The 22,329-nt window shown below is 53.3% G+C and carries 20 protein-coding genes and 2 tRNA genes; 8 read left to right on the forward strand and 14 right to left on the reverse strand.

Features of this window, described 5'->3' with window-relative positions; genetic code table 11:
- Positions 1-43 precede the first annotated feature (43 nt).
- The 6 genes from SACSAC_RS20585 to SACSAC_RS20605 all read left to right on the forward strand — a co-directional run bounded on the left by SACSAC_RS20585 (position 44) and on the right by SACSAC_RS20605 (position 3,100).
- Complete coding sequence (locus tag SACSAC_RS20585; RefSeq protein ID WP_037289819.1) at positions 44-226, forward strand: hypothetical protein; 183 nt, start codon at positions 44-46, stop codon at positions 224-226.
- Positions 227-458: 232 nt separating this feature from the next.
- Positions 459-827, forward strand: a complete 369-nt coding sequence (locus SACSAC_RS20590; protein ID WP_051507552.1) for a NucA/NucB deoxyribonuclease domain-containing protein — start codon at positions 459-461, stop codon at positions 825-827.
- A gap of 44 nt (positions 828-871) precedes the next feature.
- The gene (locus tag SACSAC_RS20595; protein WP_037289822.1) at positions 872-1,246 is read left to right on the forward strand and encodes a YidH family protein; all 375 of its coding nucleotides are present in this window, start codon (positions 872-874) and stop codon (positions 1,244-1,246) included.
- Between the two features lie 112 nt (positions 1,247-1,358).
- On the forward strand, positions 1,359-1,724 hold the full coding sequence (locus SACSAC_RS20600) for a hypothetical protein (protein ID WP_037289825.1): 366 nt from the start codon (positions 1,359-1,361) through the stop codon (positions 1,722-1,724).
- A 32-nt stretch (positions 1,725-1,756) separates the two neighbouring features.
- Entirely contained in the window at positions 1,757-1,894 is a 138-nt protein-coding gene (locus SACSAC_RS28090) for a hypothetical protein (protein ID WP_156951054.1), read from the forward strand.
- A gap of 579 nt (positions 1,895-2,473) precedes the next feature.
- Positions 2,474-3,100 carry an FMN-dependent NADH-azoreductase gene (locus tag SACSAC_RS20605; RefSeq protein WP_037289827.1) on the forward strand — a complete coding sequence of 209 codons (627 nt, stop codon included), beginning with the start codon at positions 2,474-2,476 and terminating at the stop codon, positions 3,098-3,100.
- Between the two features lie 186 nt (positions 3,101-3,286).
- On the opposite strand, the gene SACSAC_RS20610 is transcribed toward SACSAC_RS20605, so the two are convergent.
- The 5 genes from SACSAC_RS20610 to SACSAC_RS20630 form a co-directional block, all read right to left on the reverse strand.
- Entirely contained in the window at positions 3,287-3,517 is a 231-nt protein-coding gene (locus SACSAC_RS20610; RefSeq protein WP_037289830.1) for a hypothetical protein, read from the reverse strand.
- A 546-nt stretch (positions 3,518-4,063) separates the two neighbouring features.
- Positions 4,064-4,993 (reverse strand): ring-cleaving dioxygenase, encoded by a 930-nt coding sequence (locus SACSAC_RS20615; RefSeq protein WP_037289833.1) that lies wholly within the window; start codon positions 4,991-4,993, stop codon positions 4,064-4,066.
- Between the two features lie 27 nt (positions 4,994-5,020).
- The gene (locus tag SACSAC_RS20620) at positions 5,021-5,992 is read right to left on the reverse strand and encodes a ring-cleaving dioxygenase (protein ID WP_051507295.1); all 972 of its coding nucleotides are present in this window, start codon (positions 5,990-5,992) and stop codon (positions 5,021-5,023) included.
- A 200-nt stretch (positions 5,993-6,192) separates the two neighbouring features.
- Positions 6,193-7,359, reverse strand: a complete 1,167-nt coding sequence (locus SACSAC_RS20625; protein ID WP_037289835.1) for a DUF2264 domain-containing protein — start codon at positions 7,357-7,359, stop codon at positions 6,193-6,195.
- Positions 7,353-8,519, reverse strand: coding sequence for a glycoside hydrolase family 88 protein (locus SACSAC_RS20630; RefSeq protein WP_156951055.1), 1,167 nt, complete (start codon positions 8,517-8,519; stop codon positions 7,353-7,355). Before SACSAC_RS20630 ends, SACSAC_RS20625 begins: the two co-directional genes overlap by 7 nt.
- Positions 8,520-8,651: 132 nt before the next feature.
- On the opposite strand from SACSAC_RS20630, the gene SACSAC_RS20635 reads away from it, so the two are divergent.
- The gene (locus SACSAC_RS20635; RefSeq protein ID WP_037289837.1) at positions 8,652-9,437 is read left to right on the forward strand and encodes a helix-turn-helix domain-containing protein; all 786 of its coding nucleotides are present in this window, start codon (positions 8,652-8,654) and stop codon (positions 9,435-9,437) included.
- A gap of 106 nt (positions 9,438-9,543) precedes the next feature.
- On the forward strand, positions 9,544-10,731 hold the full coding sequence (locus SACSAC_RS20640; protein ID WP_245608668.1) for a serine hydrolase domain-containing protein: 1,188 nt from the start codon (positions 9,544-9,546) through the stop codon (positions 10,729-10,731).
- Positions 10,732-10,807: 76 nt separating this feature from the next.
- Here SACSAC_RS20640 and SACSAC_RS20645 read toward each other — a convergent pair whose 3' ends face one another.
- The 9 genes from SACSAC_RS20645 to SACSAC_RS20685 form a co-directional block, all read right to left on the reverse strand.
- Entirely contained in the window at positions 10,808-12,379 is a 1,572-nt protein-coding gene (locus SACSAC_RS20645; RefSeq protein ID WP_037289842.1) for a sensor domain-containing diguanylate cyclase, read from the reverse strand.
- Between the two features lie 198 nt (positions 12,380-12,577).
- Positions 12,578-12,651: transfer RNA gene (locus SACSAC_RS20650), tRNA-Ile, on the reverse strand.
- 47 nt (positions 12,652-12,698) lie between these two features.
- Positions 12,699-12,772, reverse strand: a tRNA-Met gene (locus SACSAC_RS20655).
- 65 nt (positions 12,773-12,837) lie between these two features.
- Positions 12,838-14,397: an ABC transporter substrate-binding protein gene (locus tag SACSAC_RS20660; RefSeq protein ID WP_037289844.1), complete on the reverse strand. Its 1,560-nt coding sequence runs from the start codon at positions 14,395-14,397 to the stop codon at positions 12,838-12,840.
- 235 nt (positions 14,398-14,632) lie between these two features.
- Positions 14,633-15,274, reverse strand: coding sequence for an orotate phosphoribosyltransferase (gene pyrE / locus SACSAC_RS20665; RefSeq protein WP_037289846.1), 642 nt, complete (start codon positions 15,272-15,274; stop codon positions 14,633-14,635).
- 30 nt (positions 15,275-15,304) lie between these two features.
- On the reverse strand, positions 15,305-16,051 hold the full coding sequence (gene pyrF, locus SACSAC_RS20670; protein ID WP_051507296.1) for an orotidine-5'-phosphate decarboxylase: 747 nt from the start codon (positions 16,049-16,051) through the stop codon (positions 15,305-15,307).
- 135 nt (positions 16,052-16,186) lie between these two features.
- Positions 16,187-19,411, reverse strand: coding sequence for a carbamoyl-phosphate synthase large subunit (gene carB, locus SACSAC_RS20675; protein WP_037289848.1), 3,225 nt, complete (start codon positions 19,409-19,411; stop codon positions 16,187-16,189).
- A 1-nt stretch (position 19,412) separates the two neighbouring features.
- Positions 19,413-20,543 (reverse strand): glutamine-hydrolyzing carbamoyl-phosphate synthase small subunit, encoded by a 1,131-nt coding sequence (gene carA / locus SACSAC_RS20680; protein ID WP_037289850.1) that lies wholly within the window; start codon positions 20,541-20,543, stop codon positions 19,413-19,415.
- A 450-nt stretch (positions 20,544-20,993) separates the two neighbouring features.
- Complete coding sequence (locus SACSAC_RS20685; protein ID WP_037289852.1) at positions 20,994-22,322, reverse strand: dihydroorotase; 1,329 nt, start codon at positions 22,320-22,322, stop codon at positions 20,994-20,996.
- Positions 22,323-22,329 lie beyond the last annotated feature (7 nt).

Below are 22,329 nucleotides of genomic sequence, written 5' to 3' on the forward strand. Positions count from 1 at the left end.
GAACGTGTAAGCTTTTAAGAAACCAGCAGAAAGGGTGAGAAGCATGACGAGAGATCCCAAAGCCGAAGTGAAGGACAAAGGGCCAGGCCCTGACGGCATTCCCGAAGCCGATCCCCACTACGAAGACACCGATCCGGGCGAATTCGAAAAAGTGACCCGGGACAACTTGACCAACGACGAAAGCCTGATCGTCGATCCGGAAGATTCCGAGGAATACGACCGTTGATTTTGTCTCTTTTTTACAGACTCGTTTCCGTTCATATCAGCAAATTTTCGTACACGAAACAGCCTCTTTTCCGGTATAATGAAGCTTCGACTACCGGCTAAGGAGGCTTCTTCGCGTGAGCAAAAAAAATTCCCGCAAAAAAAAGGGGCGCGCGCCGTCGTTAATTACGATTGTGATCGCGATTGTACTGGCTTTGTTCGCTCCTCAAATTTATAAAGCGGTCGGTCCTTTATTGGATCTGGATGTTGATTTCGGCAATACGGGCACACGCACCGGCGAGGTCGTCACGCTCGAATTTCCGGTGGACCGTTACCCGAAAACCGCTGCCCATATCCAAAATGCCATCAACAAAGGCGAATCCGCCGTTTGCACGATTGATCGCGACGGAGCCAAGGAGAACCGGGAAGATTCGCTGCGCGGCATCCCGACGAAAAAAGGCTTTGACCGCGATGAATGGCCGATGGCCATGTGCGAAGAAGGCGGCACGGGTGCGGATATCGAATACATTTCTCCTTCCGATAACCGGGGAGCAGGTTCCTGGGTCGGCAACGCGCTCGAGGATTACCCGGACGGCACCCGGGTAGAATTCGTTTTCGAATGACCGCGCAGCGCCGCAGCATTTGACCGGAAACGGAGGCGATGAACATGAAATCGACGAACGGCCAGCCGCCGTCCGAACAAAAATACGTACAGCAGCATCTTGCCAACGAACGCACTTACCTGGCCTGGATCCGTACCTGCATTGCCGTCGCCGGGTTGGGCTTTCTCGCGGCAGGTCTGACATTCAACTCCGCTTACGGCGAAAAAGCGCATGTTTTCGCCGTAGTGGCCGGCATGGGTTCGTTGACCTTCGCGCTTTCGCTGCTGCTGGCCGCCACCCATGAATACCGGAGCAAACGCCGGGACATTAATGAAGAGGTTTTCCGGGCTTCGCGCTTGGCCGTTAATCTGACGCTCGGATTTATGCTTGTGTTGTTCGTCCTGCTGTTCGTTCTGGCAGGATTCATCCTTTTTGGATAAAAAGATTCATGCGCAAGAGCGACTTGACCGTTTTTGCTTTTTCCAACGATAATGAAAAGAGATTCGTCCCCGGCAGAACGCGGGACAGAAGTTCGGGAAAGGAGGACCCGCCATGCGGCTTCGCGGAAACGAACGTCGTTTATATGAAAAAATAGCCATTCTATCGTTATGCCTGCTTTTTTTGCTTTTGCCTGACGTTCGGTTCGCCGGCACGGGCGGCAATGCTTCCGATACGGATCTCCGACACTCGGGCTATCATCAGCAGCACCAATATGCGCCGCCCGCGGTTTCCCATGACACGACTGCTCCCGACGGATCGGCGTGGCGTTGGGTACTCGGCTTAGCCGCAGCGGGTCTTGCCTTCTCGCTGCAAGCCCTTCACGCCGAGTCGCGCATCCCGATCCTGTGCAAGCATCGGATGCTGAGGCCGCTCAAATTCAGGTGTTCGTTTTTGACCCTTTTCCGGTTTGCGAACTGAATACGAATTCGCCCGGAAAGGAGGAAACACGCATGTCTAAAGGAACTTTGCACCGTACGGAAGACCATCACAAGCATGAAGGTCTGATCATGGTTCGCGAGCTGCGCACGATTCTGTTCTTTACGTTGGGATCGGTTGCGGTTGTGGTGGGGTTGTCGTTCTTTATGTAAAAGGTTGAGTTGCTATTCGTGCGGGGCGGGGCTGCGGGAGAAGATCGTTCAAAACGCTGTCTCACTCAAAAAGCTGCTGAATGAAAATTCAAGGAAGAAGCTTTTTGAGTTCAAAGGCGTTTTTCACTGATCTTCTCCCTCCGCCCTCTCGCTTCGCTCGAAATAGAACCTCTTAAATAAAGAAGTATGGAATAGATGAGCAAATAAAACAGGTTGTCTTGGAAGTCGGGATCGGCTTCGGGGCAGCCTTTTTTTGTATGCGCAAATTATCAAAGACACGGAGCGTATCAGCCAAAAAACAAAAAAAGAGCCCCGGCGCCTAAGCGTCGGGGCTAAAGTCTATGTTACAGAGGGGTTGTGTCATTAATATATCCAGTTTAGCTTAAGCGTACCTGATAGAAACCTGAAGATTATATTAAAATTTCGAAAAAGGATCGAAAAGGCGAAAAAAAGGGTTGATCGTACCCATTTCACGTAACTTGCTTTCTTTTTTTCAAAAACGCTTGACACTTACCTTTACATCATATACTATAATTAAGAAAGTAAATACTAAAGATATTGTTCAGGAGGAAATTATCCATGTCCCACGTTCTTTTCGTTAAAGCAAACAACCGTCCGGCTGACCAATCCGCTACGGTAAAACTGTACGACAGCTTCGTACAAAGCTATAAAGCCGCTAACCCGAACGATCTGGTAACTGAACTGAACCTGTTCGAAGCCGATCTTCCTTACTACGATAACGACATGATGACAGGTCTGTACAAAGCAGCCAACGGCATCGAAGCGACTTCGGAAGAGCAACGCCTTGCAGGTCTGGCTAACACGTACCTGGACCAATTCCTGGGTGCTGACAAAGTCGTGTTCGCATTCCCGCTGTGGAACTTCACCATCCCGGCTCAACTGCTGACTTACCTCTTCTACCTGAACCAAGCAGGCAAAACGTTCAAATACACGGCTGAAGGCCCTGTAGGTCTGGTAACGGACAAAAAGGTTGCCCTGCTGCAAGCACGTGGCGGCGTGTACTCCATCGAGCCAATGAGCGGCATGGAAATGTCCCTTAACTACGTGAAAAATACACTGGGCTTCTGGGGCATTCAAAACCCTGAGACTGTTGTTGTCGAAGGACACAACCAATTCCCGGACCGCGCAGCTTCGATCATCGAAGAAGGCGTGAAGCAAGCGGCTGAACTGGCTGCAAAATTCTAATTCAACTTTCATTAAAAAAAGGTCCGCTTCGGCGGGCCTTTTTTTGCGCGGCGATCATGCCGATCCCTTCTTCGCAAAACGAAAAATAAAAGCCTCGTTCAAAAGAACGAGGCTTTTCTATAGCAGCTCCCTTTTTTATGGCAAAGGCTCTGCTTACTATATAGGATCAAAGTATCTTGCCGACTGTTAATATTGGTGGCCTGGAACTTCCGTACTCGAAATGTCTTCGATAGAGAGTTCCTTCAGTTCTCCCCATTTGCCGATGGTCAGCTTTCCGCCTCCCAGATCGAGTTCCGTAATTTGTCCTACGAACAGCTCATCTGAGCTATACACCCGAATCACGACAAAGTAGCCATTCGTAAAAATGCGCTGCAAGTCCGCGTGCACCTTCGTTACGTTCCGTTCTTCGATTTCCATATGAGTCTCCTTAATAAGGATTCCACAAACGGACAGTCCGAACTGTTGAATAAGCACGGCTATCAAGTTGTACTCCTTTTGCAATACCCTAACTGTAGCACTCCGATGTGATAAAAAGCAAACTTTTTTCAAAGATGAAACGTTTCGGCGCGGAAAAATCGGGTAAAGTAATAAGTTATATGTCAGTTTTTCTATCCTTTCTTTCCGAAAAAGAGCAGCTTTTTAATATGTTTTTGAATTTCCGATGTAACCTTTATCCTTTTTTTTCGTACCGGAAAGCAGCGATACATTCCAAGGCGACAGGAGAGGTCAACGAATGGCATGGCAATCAAGGCGTCAACGCAGAGAGCGCAGAGGAAGATTCGACGGGATTTGGGACGTGCTCGAAATCTTGTTTGAACTGCTAGTTTGGGCTCCTAGATTGATTTTCGGCTTTTTTCGCATCATTCTGAAGATTTTCGACTGATCGGTTCACAAGGAAAGAGCCTGCTCCTTTTATAAGGCAAGCAAGCTCTTTCCTTGTCTCAATATTCCGGCCCGCTTAAATCACGGCGCGATCGGCTGAAGCTTGGGCAATATACGATCAAAACGCGGACGCTCCGATTCCAGCCACGGCGGGAGCATCAGGCGATGCCCCAGCGCTTGCGACGCCTCATCGACAGCAAATCCCGGCGGATCGGTCGCAATCTCAAACAAAATTTCGCCGTGTTCTTTAAAATAGACGGCTTCAAAGTAATTGCGATTTTTCACTTCGGTCGGCTTGAAGCCCTCTTCGACCAGTTGATCGCGCCAGCGCAACAATTCCGCCTCGTCTTTCGCTCTCCAGGCAATATGATGGACCGTTCCGGCCCCCATTAACCCGCGAACCTTACCCTGCTCTATCACGTCAATGCGATTGCCGATCTCTCCATTGGCCTGAAAACGAATCCGCCCGTCTTCCCGACCGATCTCGCTTAATCCCAGCACGCGTTGAAGCACGTCCGCCGTCTGTTCAGGCGCAGACGTTAACAATGTCGCTCCCGACAATCCCATAATCGCTTCATTTTCGCCGATCGACCCGAAAGCTTGGCCGCGAAGCATTGTCGTCCGTCCCACGAGGTCAAGCTTCAATCCGTCCGGGTCTTCAAAAGATAGTACAGGTTCTCCGAACAAGATCCGACTGCGGAACTCCACGTCGAAGCGCGCCAGTCTTTCTTTCCAAAAATCCAGCGAATCGACCGGAACAGCCAGCGCGGCCGTCTCGACCTGCCCGGTTCCGATTCTTCCCTTCGGCTGCTTCTCCCACGGAAAAAAGGTCAGCAGCGTGCCCGGTGAACCTGCCGGGTCGCCAAAATACAGGTGGTACACTTCGGGACGATCGAAGTTCACCGTTTTTTTCACCAGCCGCACTCCTAATACTCCTGTATAGAAATCGAGGGTTCTTTGTGCAGAGTTGACCATCGAAGTAATATGATGAATTCCCGCTGTCGTTGGCATTGCGCTGCCTCCTTTCGTTGTTGCTTTTTATTTATCTTCCTGTTTCTCTGCCTTGCCTTCTTCATTCAGTTCCCGTACTTCAAACGGAATCAACGTCTGTTCAAGCTGCGTCCGATATTGCTCGTACTGTGCAGGCAGCTTCAACGCGGTTCCCATACTTTCCGGCGTCTCGTCGTGCGCAAAGCCCGGAGGATCCGTCGCGATCTCGAACAGAATTTCGCCGTGCTCGCGGAAGTATACGGCATTGAAGTAATTGCGATCTTGCACCTGCGTCACGCCGTACCCGTTATCCGCCACATAGTCCTGCCATTCCCGTTGATCCGCATCGTCCGACGCTCTCCAAGCAATATGGTGCACCGTGCCGACGCCCATGGTGCCGCGAGCGATCGGCGTGAGTTTCAGATCAATGATGTTGCCGATATCCGACGTTGAACGGTAGCGCGCCAGATCGCCGTCTTGTCCGATATATTCAAGTCCCATGACGTTCGCAAGCAAATCTGCGGTTTTTTCCGGATCGGCCGACAGCAACGTTGCTCCGCCGAAGCCTTTGATCGCGGTCTCAGGGGTAACGCCGCCGAACGTCCAGGTGTTGACTTCGCCTTCCTCGCGTTCTACCAGTTCCAAATGCAATCCGTGCGGGTCATCGAATTCCAGATAACTTTCGCCGAAACGATCAAAATCGCGAACCGCTACGTTAAACGAAGTCAGGCGCTCTTTCCAGAATGGCAGCGAGCCGACCGGTACGACGAACGAGGTGATACCGACCTGGCCCGCTCCGATCTTGCCTTGATATGCATTCGCCCAAGGGAAGAACGTCATGATCGTGCCCGGCTTGCCTCCGTCGTTGCCGAAGTAGAAGTGGTACGTCTCGGGATCATCGAAGTTGACGGTCTGTTTCACCAAACGAAGTCCGAGCACGCCGGCGTAAAAGTCTACGTTTTCCTGAGGGTGACCTACGATTGCGGTGATATGGTGGATACCTGCTGTTTGTTTTTTCATGAGAATAACCTCCGTTTTTATTTTATATTAAGAATCTTTAATTTGAAGTATTTCTGATGAGTTCATCATATCTTGAATTAAAGATAATGTCAACAGCGAAGATTCGTCTTTGAAAAAATCATGTTATGATCGCAAAAAACCTACCCCGAAAGGGGTAGGCTTCGTTTGTAACCGTTAATCTCTATTTTTCTAGTAGCCGTTCAAAGATACAAAGCCTGATCCGCCGCCATGCGTTCTCCCGCGGCAATCTTCACTGACGTCCATTTTGCATCTTCTTCAGCCCAAAAGCGATCGGCCGGCGATAAGCCCAGCGGCAGGAACACGGTCGAGCATAAGTATAAACTCCCTACGCTGATGTAGCCTTCCGCAAGCTCCGGCTGATATCCGTACAAACCCGGCGTCAACCATCCCTGCCCGTCCAACGTACCCGGAGCCTGCATAATACGTCGAATCACGGCGGTCAACGCACAGCGTACCTGCTCCGGCACCACCTTTTCCTCCAAAAAATGCTGAAGAGACGCCTGAGACAGATGCTGGAATGCCCCGAATCGGTAGACGATGGAACGACCGATCGGCGGGAACGTGCCGTCCGGCGCGATCATATGCTCCAACACCGACGCGTAACGCGTGGCTCTCGCCAGCACGGTATCCGCAATCTCGGCATAACCGGGCGACGCATCGCGAAGCAGTCCCACCAGATCCACCAACATCGGCTGGATGACGAAGCTGTTGTAGTAGTCCCAATGAAAGTCTTTGCCGTCTCCGTACATGCCGTCGCCTTTGTACCAGTCCATGTGCAGATGCAGCGCCAGATCGATCCGCATCCGGTCATAGTCCTCGTCACCCAGCAGATACAATGCCGCTTCGACCATCGCGCTGAACAGCAACCAATTGGTCTTCGGCGGAACGGTCCGGCGCGTGCGGCGCAGTTCCGTCATCAGGCGCTGCTTGACTGCTTCAGGCAGTTGACCGGCGATCGTCTTCGGAGCACGAACCAGCGCATGAGCGAGAAAAGCGGCATCCACCAGCGGCTGACCGATATCGGAAAAGTTCATGTAATCGGGCGAAGCCGGATCGGTGGCGGCATCGATGCCGCTGCGTACCTTTTCCGCATATGCCGCACGAAGCGCTTCCTCTTCGCCTTCAAGCCCCTCCGACTCCAACCAGGGTGCCATGCCGCAGATCAGACGTCCGAACGCTTCCAGACACGCATAGGGAGCACGATCCGGATGAAAATCTATCGGCAGACGTTCCTTCAACTGTCGTTCGCCGAGCGCATTCAACACCGGGTCCGCAATCGTCAGCATCGTATCCAACCAATATTGCCGTGCTTCTTTTCCGCTTGTGCCCTCTTGTTGATCTACCATAAGTGCTTGTCCTGATTCAAGAAACGAAGCACGGCTTCAATAAAGAAGTAATCCCCGTAGATAATCGGAATTTCGTGTTCGCCGCCGTGGTAAGCAACGCTTCCCCCGCCGACGATTCCGTCCTCTTCGGGATTCCAGTTCACGAATTTCGCCTCGGTTGCCTGAAGCATGCGCAATGCGGCTTTTACATATAGAGCTTGTTCATATTCCGGCACTGCACCTGCAATCTCCAGCAACCCGCATGCCGCGCACATCGCTGCCGTCGTATCGTACACGACCGGTTCGGCAGGCGCCCGGAAGTCTGCCAGCGGCAAGTCTCCTGTCGAAGCCACGTTGGCGATAAAATAATGCGCGATAAGCTTGGCGGCATCCAAATAATCCTGATTTCCCGTATGACGGTGGCTCAGAGCCATGCCGTAGAGCGCCCAGGCCTGTCCTCTGCTCCATGAAGAACCGCTTTCGAATCCTTGCCCGCCCGGATTTTCCAATACCGAACCGTCAGCCGGATCGAAGATCATGATATGGTTCGACGAACCGTCTCCCCGCAACGCGGTGCGCAATACCGTATCCGTATGCAAAATGGCGATATCCCGGTATCTCGGGTCCTGCGTCTCGTCGCTCGCCCAGTACAATAGCGGAATATTCATCAAACAATCGATAATCATCCAACCGGATCGATTGTTGCCCGGATCATCGTTCCATGCGCGCAGGAATTGCCCCGCCGGATTGTAGCGTCCTGCCAAAATATTCGCTGCGTGCAGTCCCCGTGTCCGCGAGCGCGGATTGCCGGTCAGCCGATAATCGGCAACCGCCGAATGCAGCCACATAAAGCCGACATCATGATGCAGACCGTCAAAGCCGTGGAGTGCGGTATCCAGCCTTTCCTCGACCTGCTCCGCCGCCGTCCGGTAAGCACCGTCTCCGGTCGCTTGGTACATCTGCCACAACATCCCCGGCCAAAAACCGTTCGTCCACCAGTAGATATCTTTTTCGCCCAAATCCTCGTAACGTCCGTTCACCGGGATATAAGGAATATTCGCGCCGATTCGAGCACATTCTGCCGACATCTTGGTTTGAAGTTTAGCCCAAGCACTCTCCAGCCACATCCGATCTTCGCTGCTTATGGGCTTGCCCGCCTGCTTTTCTACATTCGTATTCATGCTGATCTTCACTCCTTCGTCAAAGTGATCATCCTTGTACCTTCTTCTTTACTATAAAATCTTGCAGGGTCGTAAAGCGATAATCTATAATGAGCGAAAACTGACACATTGTGCGAATGAGAGGAGATCCTTATGCTCAAGCTGGTAAAATGCGGCTTCAATTCGACCCATCCCGAAGGGATTTTGATCGATCGTCCGCAGGGTTCGGGCTACTATGTTTTCGTCTTGTTCAAAAGCCGGACGCAAATCGAACTTACAGGTCGAAGCCTGATCGCGAACCCGGATACGTGGATGATCTTTCGACCGGATACTCCTTATCGTTACCGCAATCTGGACCGCTCCTTCGTGAACGATTGGCTTCATTTCGGCGGAGAAGAAGCGGAAGCGCTGCTCGGCGACTTGAAATTGCCGCTGGACGAACCCGTTCCTGCCGTCTATTCGGCTTCCCTGTCGCGCCTGGTGATGGAACTTCAACGCAGCGTCTGGCTCGGCGGCCCGCTGCAAGAACGAATTATCGCGTCCGACTTGACCGGCTTTCTGATGAAGCTGGGCAATTTGCGCAGCCTGCGCCCGAGACCCGAACGGACGGATCGTTATTTCCCGCAGCTGTCCGAAATCCGAAGCCGACTCTATAGCACGCCGCAGCAGCGATATACGATCGACGAGCTGGCAGCGGAGGTCAGCTTAAGCCGCTCCCATTTTCAACATGTGTACAAAGAGCTGTTCGGCTGTCCCGTCTCGCTCGATATGATCCATAGCCGCCTGGAATTCGCAAAATACCTGCTAGAAAACGGCTCGCAACCTGTTGGCGTGATCTCGAATTTGTGCGGATACGACAACGAGACGCACTTTATGCGACAGTTCAAAAAATTCACCGGACGTACGCCTAGCGGATATCGGAAAAGTTTGCGGACATGAAACGTGCATTGCCCGGGAAATACGCAGGAAAAGCCAAATCCCCCTCTGTACAAACGTTCAAAATCGGCTTACGATTTATCAGGATATGATTAAAGAGAGGAAGTTAATGAATATGTTCGAGGCACGTACAGTCAACCAATTGCAACAAACACTGAGAAAAAGCATCGAAAACCATGAAATTGCGGGTGCAAATCTGATGGTCATCCAAGATGGCGAAGAAGTATTTTACCATCAAGATGGATTCGCGGATCTGGATCGTCAAAGCCCAATCAGCCGCGATACGATCTTCCGCCTGTATTCGATGACCAAGCCGATTACCGCGACTGCGGTGATGATGTTACTGGAGCGCGGAGAAATCGATCTGTTCGATCCCGTAAGCCTTTACATCCCAAGCTTCCGCAATCCGATGGTGGAAAAAAACGGCTCACTGCTTCCGGCGATGCGTGAGGTCAATATTCAGGATCTGCTGAACATGACCTCGGGACTGGTGTACGGTGGAGAAAATCTAGCCGGACAGCATACGGACGCCCTGTTCCGGGAGCTGAATCAGCGTCTTAACAGCGATACGCCGATGAGTACATTGGAGTTTGCGAGTCGTTTGGGTGAAGGTCCTTTGGCTTTCGAGCCTGGCTCCGATTGGACGTACGGCACTTCCGGGGATGTGCTGAGTGCCATCGTGGAAACGGTGAGCGGAAAACGTTACGGCGAGTTTTTGCAACATGAAATCTTTGAACCGCTGGGTATGTCCGACACGGGATTTTGGTTATCCGAGGCGCAGCGCAGCCGATTGTCGAAAACGGTTCAAAATAATGACGAAGGCGGATTGAAGTTGTATGCCGACAACCACTTGGGCGTGCTGCATCAACTGGATCGGGAGCCTGCATTCGAATCGGGCGGCGCAGGTCTGGCTTCCACAATCGTCGATGCGGCGAAGTTTACGACAATGCTGATGAATGAAGGACGACTGAACGGCGCTCAATTGCTGAATCCAAAAACGGTTCAAAAAATGACAATGCCGAGCCTGACTTCCCGGCAGCAAAAAGGATTCGAAGGTTGGCATTCCCTCGTCGGCCACGGCTACGGCAATCAGATGCGCATCATGACCAACCCCGGACAAGCCGGTTTAATAGGCAGCGTAGGCGAATACGGTTGGGACGGCTGGTTGGGTGCCTACTTCACCAACAGTCCGCAGGACAAGCTGACGTTCCTGTTCATGGTGCAAAAACGGGATGCCGGAACGCTGCCGATCACGCGGAAGTTGAGAAATATCGTGTTTTCTTCTCTCCAAAAGTAACGTCGCATCCTTAAAAGCCCGCTTTCGGGAGAGTTCGAATCTCTCCTGAAGCGGGCTTTGCGCATTCCCGGATTTCTTATTTGAATATTACGCTGCGGTTCCGACCGGATTCCTTTGCTCGGTACAGAGCAAGGTCTGCTTTTCGAAATAAAATTTCCGAAGTCGATTCGTCCGTCCGGATCGCGATTCCGAGAGAAACGGTAATCGGCTGAGGAATAGGCATTAAGCTGATCTCGACAGTCGTTCGAATGCGCTCAGCCGTCAACATGGCCGTCTCTTCGTCTCCATTCGACAAAAGCAGCACGAACTCTTCGCCGCCGTAACGGAAGCAATGATTGTTTATGCCGATCTGATCGGACAACATGGCGCCCATTTCTCTCAGCACTTCATCTCCTTTTTGATGCCCGTACGTATCGTTCACGGATTTGAAATGATCGATATCAAGGAAAACAACGGAAAATTTCTTGTTTTGCTGCATCCATTCGTCCGTTAAACTCTCCAAGGTCCGACGATTCAGAAGCCCCGTCAGCGGATCATGATTGGCCTCGCGCAGCAAATAGGCTTCTGCCTCGCGGCTTTTCCTCTCCGCCAGCAAAATGGCCTCTTTCAGCATCTTGGTCTCGTAATTCCAATCCTCCACATTCGGAATTTCCTTCGGTCCTTTGCGGTTGGCCATATTTTCGGTGTACAAGGCCAAAGTATGCAGCGGCATCGAGAGTTTATGCGAAACATATAACGTCATCAGCAGAACAACGACGACTGCCGGAAGCATGTAGATACCGGTTTCGAACGTAGACGCTTCGGCGGATTCCAGCACATTGGCATACGGAGTCTGAAACACCACGCACCAGCCCGTTTGCGGGATCATGGCATGGCCGGCCAAAAAGCGCTTGCCGTCCTGCTGATCGATGGTAGCCGACCCGCTTCCCCCTCTGGAAAAGGCATACCGAACAAACGTATCCGATACTTCTTTCCCGATCCATTGCTCGTTAGGATGATACATGTATTTGCCGGATTGGTCGATCACATAAAAATAAGAGCCATCGTCCTTATGGTTTTGGGTGCCGAGAATCTCGCCCAATCGGTTTTCTTCTTTCAAATAGATCGAACCGGCAAGCATTCCGTGGTACATGCCGTCACGGGAAAACAAAGGCTGGCTAACCGTTACGATATACCTTCCGGTCGGGGCAATATACGGAGCGGAAATGGAAGGGGTTTTGCCGGCTAATGCTTTTACGAGCTGCGGCGTCGTAATCGTCGTTCCTTTCAAACCGAGATCCGGCGTGCTATAGGTCAAGACGGAACTATCGTTAATAATCACGACAGAGTTAAAAAAACCGTTCGACTTTCTGAAATAGTCCAAATTGCGCTGAATCATCTCCGGCGAAGAATCGGTCGACATGATGTAATCGGCCGACTCCAGCAAAGATTTTTGCATCGTCTCGATCGCCGTACTGCTGATTCTCGCCAGCTCGCCCGCATGATACTCGTTCAGCCTGAGCGTCTGCGCAGCCAAAGCCTCCCGGCCGTTGATGTAACTCATATACGACCCGATTCCGGCTGCCGAAAGCAGGATAAAAATCGACAATAACCCGATTACAGTGGATAATTTGATTCCCTGAGCGAACCTTCCCGCTTTCCTGTTCATATTCCCCTTCTCCTCGACAGCAAGATAACCGCCAAACTATGCTTTCTGTATATATCGGAAATTGGAGGCGATTAATTTCGACAGAAAACGAAAAAAATTAGGATAAAACAACTACAAGTCATGCGTCGATAGTTGCAACTTTTAAAATAAAACGCAAAAATCCCCCTACTCCTTGCGGAGTAAGGGGATTCGCCATGATGGACCCTACAGGACTCGAACCTGTGACCAACCGGTTATGAGCCGGTAGCTCTAACCAACTGAGCTAAGGGTCCTGGTTCCAAAGCAGCCGTAAGGCTGGTTCGGGACAGCCAAACTGTAATTGCGGGGGCAGGATTTGAACCTGCGACCTTCGGGTTATGAGCCCGACGAGCTACCGAGCTGCTCCACCCCGCGACATTGTACAAGCTGTTTATTTCGAACAGCGACAATGAATAGTATAGCTTTTTTTGCCAAGAAAGTCAAGACGTTTTTGAATTCAACAAGGAGAGAAGGGTTTGCCACTGCGGAGATTCGGTGCCGAACGTCAGCGTTCCCTCATCCGTGAACGGCCCTTTTAACCAGCGGCGCCCTTCATTCTCCCATTGCTCTAAAGCTTGCTTCGCAGGAATCTGTCCCTCCAGCACACGCTGGAACAATTGCCTGCCGGCATCACCGATCTGCCACAACTGCGGGTTCGCCTGAACAGCTTGATCTTCCCGCTCCGCAATCGGCTCGGCAGGTCTCAGCTTCGTGAAGGCGTCGCTTCTATAGCCATACTTTTCCGCTTCCGACGCGATCGCATCCAAGCGGCTCGGCATCCGATAAGGATCATGCAGTTCCATCGCTTGCACGCGTTCTCCTGTAACAAACCGAATAAATTCCCAAGCCTCGTCTTTACGCGTGCTCGACGAAACGATCGAGAAAGTATCTCCAAGCTTCACACTGGCACCGATATCTTCTTTGCCCGGATGAACAGGAACCGTCACCGTTTTCCATTCAAATGGATCAAAGCCGCTGATGCGCTGCGCATTCCGAGCTGCCGTTTGCAGATCGGACGCATAGCTGCTATCCGCAATCGTCATGGCTGCCTTTTCTCCAAGGAACAAGTCTCCGCCGAACGGATCATACTTCTCGGGATCCGTCGCCGCACGAAGCGCCAGCGGAATCGCTTCCTGCTTGGTCATGTCCGCTAGCTCCGTCCAAAGTTCCAGCCACTGCGGCGTATCGACCTTCATTTCCTCCGATTCCAGATCGAAGGTAGAAAGGCCCAAAGGCTCTGTATAAGCGCGTATCGCCCACAAAGGATCTTCCGCCAACGTCGGGGTAAAAGACAATCCGTAAGTCGTAGCCCCTTCTTCGTCTTCGCCGCTAGCAGCACGCGCCAAAGCAAACGCTTCGTCCCAAGTCATTCCGTCTTCAGGCGGTTTCACGTTATGACGTTCAAACCAATCGACATTATAATACAAGGCAGATGAAGCATAGTCCGGCGTGAGCGCGTAAAGTTGTCCTCCGCCGAGATCCTTGAGTCCATTGATCACGGCAGGAGCAAATTCCTGTTCGGCTTCGCCCGTTTTCTCCATATAAGGAGCAAGCGGCTGCGTCCATCCTTTGTCCACGGCCGAACGAAGCATCTCCGCGTCCAAAATCAACACGTCAACCGAAGCCTTTCCTTCTGTCAACTTTTGCAATTCCTCAAGAGGCACCCGGGTTCGAACCTGCTCCGAATCCGGATCCAAGTAGCGATAACGCGTCGTATCAATCGCGGGTACAATCTCGATGTCCAACTCCGGGTGCATATATTCATAAATATCCGTATAGGTTTCCCGATAATACCGATCTTCCGCTTCTCCGGTAACAATTCCGATTCGCAGCGTGTTCGCGACTTCTGATTCTTCGCTTTTCACGCCACTGGACACTCCTTCTTCCGGCGCTTCTACAGACGGTTGCTCACTGCCAGCCGAAAAGCACCCAGGCAGTAAAAATAACGCTGTCAGGGCGGCCGCGACGCCTTTCCAGGAAAGGCTTTTCTCCTTCTGCATGACCTTCTGCCCCTCTCGTTGTCTCGTACGGGTATGTTAACGTTAACTAATCGATTAACGTCTCTTTATATTGGACGCTGCGTTGGGCAAATTGGTTGCGCATGGAATGATTGTTTAAAATCAGCTTACTTCATTGCACGCATGCCGTCCAGGTACCAAGTCGGTCGAAAAGCAAAAAGCCGGAATTCCGCTCTGGAAGTCCGGCTTACTCTGTGCAGCTGTCTATAATACGCGTTTATTTGCCGAAAGCAGACGGATCTTCACGCCATGATTTCAACAATTCGACCTGACTTTCCTGAATCGTTCCCAGTTCCAACGCCGTCTGCATAAGCGCTGTGTAGTTGGACAATGTCGCAAGCGGAACATTGGCCTCGGCAAAGACTTGAATCGCGCGATCCAACTGGTAGCTGAAGATCGCAAGCACGGCCAGAGGCTCCGCTCCCGCTTCGCGCACGGCCAGGGCTGCTTTAAGCGAACTGCCGCCTGTAGAGATCAGGTCTTCGATCACGACGACCTTTTGCCCTTCTTTGATCAGACCTTCGATTTGATTCTGTTTGCCGTGTCCTTTGGCTTTGTCGCGAATATAAGCCATAGGCAGATCGAGTTTCTGAGCGACCCAAGCCGCATGCGGAATACCCGCTGTCGCGGTTCCCGCAATCACTTCCGCGTCCGGGTACCGGGTACGGATCAACTCCGCAAAACCTTCGGCAATCCGATCGCGCACTTCCGGGTAAGCCATCGTCAGGCGGTTATCGCAGTAAATGGGAGATTTGATGCCTGACGTCCAGGTGAACGGCTCGTCCGGCTGCAATGCTACCGCACCGATATTCAGCAGGTCTGCTGCAATTTTAGCTTCGATCGTGGTTTGTGTCGTCATATTGATGTTCCTCCAGAATTTCGAATTGGTTTACGCCTGTCCGTTGCCCATCTCCGCCAAGATCTGAAGCGCCGCTGCTCTCGGGTCTGCCGCTGCGGTGATCGGCCGTCCGACTACGATATAATCGCAGCCCCCGTTGATCGCTTGGCCCGGCGTTTTGGTGCGCGATTGGTCGTCAGCCGCGCTGCCCGCAGGTCGAATACCCGGCGTTACGGTCAGGAAATCCGCTCCGCAAGCGGCTTTGATCCCTTCCGCTTCGAGCGGGCTGGCTACAACGCCGTCCAATCCTGCTGCAGCAGTCAGCTTCGCATAACGAATCACGGCATCTTCCACGCTTCCCGGAATACCGATTTCTTCGTTCATGGTCAATTGGTTCGTACTGGTCAGCTGCGTGACCGCGATCACCCATGGACGATTCAGCGAAGGATCTGCGACAAGCGCCTCTTCCACGCCTTGCATGGCTGCCGACATCATCGCCGATCCGCCTGCGGCATGGACGTTGAACATGTCGACGCCCAACTTCGTGATGCTGTTCGCGCCGCTTTTTACCGTATTGGGAATATCGTGCATTTTCAGATCGAGAAAGACCGAGTAGCCGAGCGACTTCAGTTCCTCTACGAATTTAGGTCCTGCCTGATAAAAAAGCTGCATGCCGACCTTCATATAACAAGGAATGCCTTCCAGCTTGCGAATCATTTCCCGTGCCGAAACATCATCCGGGTAATCGAGCGCGACCATCAGCCGCCGTGCCAGTTGTTCATTAATGATCGAAGTCATACATTTCCTCCGTATGTGAATTTGAAAGTCCCGCCGCCCGGGCGCACAGGAGAGGCGCCCGCAGAATTCTGCACGGCGCCTTCCGTTCGAGCGCGCTCGCCCGCTGCTGCCGGGAAAGCCGTTCGAATATGTGATTTATTGAGGCTGGGCGCTCACCGGCATCGCACGGGAAGTGAAGCTTACCGTTTCCAGCATGTCGAGCAGCGCCGCTACCGTATCGAGCGAGGTCATGCAGACCACGCCGTTTTCGACCGCTTCGCGGCGGATACGGAATCCGTCGCGTGCCGGCGTTTTGCCTTTGGTCAAGGTGCTGAATACGAAGTTCGCTTCGCCGTTGCGGATTTTGTCCAAAATGTTCGGCTCGCCTTCGCTCAATTTGTTGACGCGAGTGACCGGAATGCCCGCTTCTTCAAGCGCTTTGGCCGTTCCGCCCGTTGCCATGAGCGAGTAGCCGAGGGTATAGAAGCCCTGCATCAGCTTCACCGCTTCTTCTTTGTCCTTGTCGGCCACGGTTACGATGATCGAACCCGTGGAAGGAATCTTCATGCCCGCGCCGACCAGACCTTTGTACAAGGCTTTGGCGTAGTGCTTGTCGCGGCCCATGACTTCGCCCGTCGACTTCATTTCCGGACCGAGCGTCGGCTCGACGCGGCGCAGCTTCGCGAACGAGAACACCGGAACTTTCACCGCAACTTGTTGGCTTTCCGGCCACAGCCCTTCTTTGTAATCGAGATCCGCCAGCTTCACGCCGAGGATTGCTTGAGTCGCCAGGTTCGCCATCGGGATATCCGTTACTTTGCTCAGGAACGGTACGGTACGCGACGAACGCGGGTTGACTTCGATCACGTAGACTTCGTTTTGGAAAATGACGAACTGGATGTTGAGCAGGCCGATCGTTTTGAGTTCTTTGGCGATTCGAATCGTAACATCGACGACTTTTTCTTGCAGTTCTTTGGACAGATGCTGCGGCGGGTACACCGCAATCGAGTCTCCGGAGTGGACGCCTGCGCGTTCGATATGCTCCATGATGCCCGGAACGAGCACCGTCTCGCCGTCGCAGATCGCGTCGACTTCGACTTCCTTGCCCAGCATGTAGCGGTCGATCAATACCGGATGTTCCGGATTGATATCGACGGCTTCCCGCATATAGCTCAGCAGCTCCTCATCAGAGTAGACGATCTCCATTGCCCGGCCGCCGAGTACATACGACGGTCGCACCAGTACCGGATAACCGAGTCCCGATGCCGTTTCGACCGCTTGATCGACCGAAGTGACCGTTTTTCCTTTCGGCTGTGCGATGTCCAGACGATTCAACATCGCCTCGAACCGCTTGCGGTCTTCCGCTTCGTCGATGCTGTCGAGCGAAGTCCCGAGAATGTTGACGCCTGCATCCTGCAGCGGCTTCGCCAGATTAATCGCGGTTTGTCCGCCGAATTGTACAATGACCCCAATCGGTTTTTCCTGCTCGATTACGTTCATCACGTCTTCGAAGAACAGCGGTTCGAAATACAAGCGGTCCGACGTATTGAAGTCTGTCGATACCGTCTCCGGATTGTTGTTGATGATGATGGCTTCGTAGCCCGCTTTGCGGATCGCCCATACGGCGTGAACCGTTGAGTAGTCAAACTCGATCCCCTGTCCGATACGGATCGGACCGGAACCCAGCACGATAATTTTCTTTTTATCGGTTTGCGTCACTTCGTTTTCCTGCTCGTAAGTCGAGTAGTAGTACGGCGTTTCCGATTCAAATTCGGCCGCGCACGTATCGACCATTTTGTAGACCGGAACCAGACCGATTTCTTTGCGGTACGCGCGAATGTCGGCTTCTTTCGTCAGCTTGCCGCCTTCGCGTCCCGGAGCGCGCAGCTCGGCAATCGCGCGGTCGGTAAAGCCCATTCTTTTCGCTTCGTAGAGCAACTCGTCGGTCAGATCTTCCGTCTCGGCCAGTACGGTTTCGAACACGACGATGCGTTCGATCTTGTCGAGGAACCACCAGTCGATCTTGGTCAGGTCCTGAATGCTTTCAAGCGTATAGCCGCGGCGGAACGCTTCGGCGACCAGGAACATGCGCTCGTCGTCCGGTTTCGCCAAACGATAGTCCAGATCTTCCCGGGACAGCTCGTTCGCGCCTTTGAGCAGCAGGCGGTGCGTGCCGATCTCCAGCGAACGAACCGCTTTGTGAATCGACTCTTCGAACGTGCGTCCGATTGCCATGACTTCGCCGGTCGCTTTCATCTGCGTGCCCAGCTTGCGGTTGGCGCGGGTGAACTTGTCGAACGGCCAGCGCGGGATCTTCGATACGATGTAGTCCAGCGTCGGCTCGAAGCAAGCATAAGTCTGACCCGTAACCGGGTTGACGATCTCGTCCAGCGTGTAACCCATTGCGATCTTGGCGGCCATTTTCGCGATCGGGTAGCCTGTCGCTTTGGAAGCCAGTGCCGAGGAACGGCTGACGCGCGGGTTAACTTCGATGACGTAGTATTGGAAGCTGTGCGGATCGAGCGCGAACTGCACGTTGCAGCCGCCTTCGATGTTCAGCGCGCGGATGATTTTCAGCGACGCGGATCGCAGCATTTGATATTCGCGGTCGGACAGCGTCTGGCTCGGCGCGACGACGATGCTGTCGCCGGTATGTACGCCGACCGGATCGAAGTTCTCCATGTTGCACACGACGATACAGTTATCGTTCGCGTCGCGCATGACTTCGTATTCGACTTCTTTCATGCCTGCGATGCTGCGTTCGACCAGACATTGTCCGATCGGGCTGTAGCGCAGGCCGGAAGCCACGATATCGCGCAGTTCTTCTTCGTTCGCGCAGATACCGCCGCCTGTTCCCCCCAGCGTATAAGCCGGGCGAACGATGATCGGATAGCCGATCTCGTTGGCGAAATCAAGCGATTCTTGAAGCGTTGTTACGATCACGCTGTCCGGTACCGGTTGTTCAAGTTCGCGCATCAGTTCGCGGAACAGATCGCGGTCTTCGGCTTTTTCGATCGAGTGCAGCTGCGTACCGAGCAGCTTGACGTTCTCGCTTTCCAGCACGCCTGCACGTGCCAGTTCGACCGCCATGTTCAGACCGGTTTGTCCGCCGAGCGTCGGCAGCAGGCCGTCGGGACGTTCGTGACGAATGATCTGGGTCACGAACTCCAGCGTAATCGGTTCGATATAGACTTTGTCCGCCATGTTCGTATCGGTCATGATCGTCGCCGGGTTGCTGTTGATCAAAATGACCTCGATGCCTTCTTCTTTCAGAGCTTGGCACGCTTGCGTTCCGGCATAGTCGAATTCGGCAGCTTGACCGATAACGATCGGACCGGAACCGATCACCAGGATTTTTTTGAGTTTATCGTTTTTCGGCATATTAACGTGCTCCTCTCATGGCGGCCATCATTACGGCTTGGCGCGGCTGTTTCGGACTGCTTTTTTTGTGCTCGCGGATCATTTCGATGAAGCGGTCGAACAGGTAGCTGTTGTCGAAAGGCCCGGGCGCGGCTTCCGGATGATACTGCACGGAGAAGGCCGGTAATTTCGTATGGCGCACTCCCTCGATGGTCTTGTCGTTGTTGTTGATATGCGTGATTTCGAAGTCGGTACCCGCCAGCGAATCTTCTTTGACGGTGTAACCATGGTTTTGCGACGTGATGTAGCAGCGGCCCGTCGCCAGTTCCTTGACCGGATGGTTGCCGCCGCGATGTCCGAATTTCAGCTTCTCGGTATCCGCTCCGCCGGCCAGTGCCAGAAGTTGGTGTCCGAGGCAGATGCCGAAGATCGGATATTCGCCCAGCAGTTCCTTGATCGTCTCTACCGCGTGCGGTACGTCTTTCGGGTCCCCGGGGCCGTTGGATAATTGGATGCCGTCCGGGTTGAGGCGGCGTACCTGCTCGGCCGTGATATCCTGCGGAACGACCACGATGTCGCAGCCGCGGGCGCTCAGTTCGCGGACGATGCCGCTTTTTGCGCCGTAATCGATCAGCACGATACGCTCGCCGTGACCCGGGCTGTTGTACACGTGCGGCGTCGATGTTTTCTTGACTTGATCGTTCACCAGTGCGGAATCTTGCAGCATCTCCTTCAGCTCTTCGACCGAATGCTCCCCTGCAGTCAAAATGCCGCGCATCGTGCCATGGTTGCGCAGGATGCGGGTCAGCATGCGGGTGTCGATATCGCTGATGCCGACAATTCCGTGCTCCTTGAGCAGCTCATCCAGCGTATACTCGGCGCGCCAGTTGCTCGGCACCGGCTCGTAGCGCCGCACGACGAAGCCGTTCACGAACGGGCGGACCGATTCGAAATCGTCGCGGGTGATGCCGTAGTTGCCGATCAGCGGGTAGGTCATCGTCACGATCTGGTTGCAGTACGACGGATCGGACAGTACTTCTTGGTAGCCTGTAATCCCTGTATTGAACACGACCTCGCCGGTCGTGTTGCCTTGAGCGCCGAACGAGCGACCTGTGAAAAGGGTGCCGTCTTCGAGCAGAAGTTTTGCCTGCATGGATGTGAGTCCTCCTTAAGTTTGGTAGAGATGGAGACGCTGCGGGCTGAAGAGGGCTTTCGATCGCTGTTGAAATCCGTTTTTCTCTGATTGGAATAAGACATGGCTGGTGGGAGAAAAACGGATTTCAAAGGCGAGCGCTACGCTTCTTCAGCTCCTCTTCAGCCCTCCGCTCCTGTTGGTGGGTGAAGTTAGGTTCAAAAACTTACAGATTCAAAGACTTAAAGATTTGGATTTGGAAAGCGTCATTGAAGTTTGATGCTCAAACTTCTCGACGGTTCGGGTGAGCTTGCAGACGTTGCTTTTTATATGGAAGAAGAATTTTTCTTCGGGTGGTCGTTGTTAAGGCGACGGCGCGAAAAAGGTTAGATTGCGAAAGCCTTTTCCGGGTCGCCGGACTTGCTTGCACGGTCAGGCTGTTAAGACCTGACCGTGCGGTTTGCGTCCGTGTTAAGCATTTACGGGTTGAGCCAGGTCTGCTCCGTAGACGGCGCGGCCGGCTACGAGGGTCATGACCGGCCAGCCGGAGAGTTTACGGCCGGTGAACGGGGTGTTGCGGCCTTTGGTTGCGAATGTTTCCGGGTCGACGGCTTGTTCAAGCTCCAGGTCGATGATGGCGATGTCGGCAACTGCGCCGACTTCGAGTTTGCCGGATTCGAGACCGAATACGCGTGCCGGATCTTGGGTCATGCGGCGGACGAGGAAGTCGAGCGTCCAGCGGCCGGTTTTGACGAATTCCGTATAGAGCAGCGGGAAGGCCGTCTCGAAGCCGACGATGCCGAAAGGCGCAAGTTCCATGCCTTTTGCTTTTTCTTCCGCGCTGTGCGGGGCATGGTCGGTTACGATGATGTCGATCGTGCCGTCTTCCAACGCTTCGATGCAAGCCGCAACGTCGCGAGGCGTCCGCAGCGGCGGGTTCATTTTCCAATTGGTGTCCATGCCCGGAATGTCTTCGTCCGACAGTACGAGATGGTGCGGGCAAATCTCGGCGGTGACTCGGACTCCGACGGATTTGGCCAGGCGGATCAACCGAACGGACTGTTCCGTGCTCACGTGGCAGACATGATAATGCGCGCCTGTTGCTTCGGCCAGCAGAACGTCGCGGCCGACATGAATCGCTTCAGACTCGTTCGGAATGCCTTTGATGCCGTGTTTTTTCGAGAAACTGCCTTCGGAGACGTACAATCCTTTGACCAACGAGTCGTCTTCGCAATGCGCGATGACCGGCATGTCGATCGCGGCTGCGCGGGTCATGGCATCCTTCATCATCTGCGCGTTTTGCACGCCTACGCCGTCGTCCGTGAAGCCGATCGCCCCTGCTGCTTTCAACGCTTCGAAGTCGGTCAGTTCCTGACCCTGCTCGTTTTTCGTGATTGCCGCATAAGGCAGTACGTTGACGAGGTTCGCTTCTTTGGCTTTGTCCAGCACCAGCTTAACCGTCTCCGGGTTGTCCGTTACCGGCTTGGTGTTCGGCATGCAGGCGATGGTCGTGAAGCCGCCTTGAGCCGCCGAACGCGCGCCGCTCTCGATCGTTTCTTTATGTTCGAATCCCGGTTCGCGCAAATGCACGTGCATGTCGATCAGACCCGGTGTTGCCAGCTTGCCCTGTGCGTCGTACACCTTCAGCGCATCTCCGTTCACGTCGCTAGCTGCCGGCTTTTCCGCATCGTTCAGAATCGCCAGCACCTTGCCTCCTCCAATCAGAATGTCGCGGCTGCCTTCTTCGCCCGGCACGCTTGCATTTTGAATCCATACATCCACATTTGCATAATTGGTCATTTTTAAA

This window comes from Saccharibacillus sacchari DSM 19268 (assembly GCF_000585395.1).
Taxonomy (GTDB): domain Bacteria; phylum Bacillota; class Bacilli; order Paenibacillales; family Paenibacillaceae; genus Saccharibacillus; species Saccharibacillus sacchari.

Bases quoted from the DNA above. Each gene is read 5' to 3' on its own strand.
- SACSAC_RS20585 (WP_037289819.1), top strand. From the start codon at position 44: ATGACGAGAGATCCCAAAGCCGAAGTGAAGGACAAAGGGCCAGGCCCT.
- SACSAC_RS20595 (WP_037289822.1), top strand. From the start codon at position 872: ATGAAATCGACGAACGGCCAGCCGCCGTCCGAACAAAAATACGTACAG.
- SACSAC_RS20600 (WP_037289825.1), top strand. From the start codon at position 1,359: ATGCGGCTTCGCGGAAACGAACGTCGTTTATATGAAAAAATAGCCATT.
- SACSAC_RS28090 (WP_156951054.1), top strand. From the start codon at position 1,757: ATGTCTAAAGGAACTTTGCACCGTACGGAAGACCATCACAAGCATGAA.
- SACSAC_RS20605 (WP_037289827.1), top strand. From the start codon at position 2,474: ATGTCCCACGTTCTTTTCGTTAAAGCAAACAACCGTCCGGCTGACCAA.
- SACSAC_RS20610 (WP_037289830.1), bottom strand. From the start codon at position 3,517: ATGGAAATCGAAGAACGGAACGTAACGAAGGTGCACGCGGACTTGCAG.
- SACSAC_RS20615 (WP_037289833.1), bottom strand. From the start codon at position 4,993: ATGCCAACGACAGCGGGAATTCATCATATTACTTCGATGGTCAACTCT.
- SACSAC_RS20620 (WP_051507295.1), bottom strand. From the start codon at position 5,992: ATGAAAAAACAAACAGCAGGTATCCACCATATCACCGCAATCGTAGGT.
- SACSAC_RS20625 (WP_037289835.1), bottom strand. From the start codon at position 7,359: ATGGTAGATCAACAAGAGGGCACAAGCGGAAAAGAAGCACGGCAATAT.
- SACSAC_RS20630 (WP_156951055.1), bottom strand. From the start codon at position 8,519: ATGAATACGAATGTAGAAAAGCAGGCGGGCAAGCCCATAAGCAGCGAA.
- SACSAC_RS20635 (WP_037289837.1), top strand. From the start codon at position 8,652: ATGCTCAAGCTGGTAAAATGCGGCTTCAATTCGACCCATCCCGAAGGG.
- SACSAC_RS20640 (WP_245608668.1), top strand. From the start codon at position 9,544: ATGAATATGTTCGAGGCACGTACAGTCAACCAATTGCAACAAACACTG.
- SACSAC_RS20645 (WP_037289842.1), bottom strand. From the start codon at position 12,379: ATGAACAGGAAAGCGGGAAGGTTCGCTCAGGGAATCAAATTATCCACT.
- SACSAC_RS20660 (WP_037289844.1), bottom strand. From the start codon at position 14,397: ATGCAGAAGGAGAAAAGCCTTTCCTGGAAAGGCGTCGCGGCCGCCCTG.
- pyrE (WP_037289846.1), bottom strand. From the start codon at position 15,274: ATGACGACACAAACCACGATCGAAGCTAAAATTGCAGCAGACCTGCTG.
- pyrF (WP_051507296.1), bottom strand. From the start codon at position 16,051: ATGACTTCGATCATTAATGAACAACTGGCACGGCGGCTGATGGTCGCG.
- carB (WP_037289848.1), bottom strand. From the start codon at position 19,411: ATGCCGAAAAACGATAAACTCAAAAAAATCCTGGTGATCGGTTCCGGT.
- carA (WP_037289850.1), bottom strand. From the start codon at position 20,543: ATGCAGGCAAAACTTCTGCTCGAAGACGGCACCCTTTTCACAGGTCGC.
- SACSAC_RS20685 (WP_037289852.1), bottom strand. From the start codon at position 22,322: ATGACCAATTATGCAAATGTGGATGTATGGATTCAAAATGCAAGCGTG.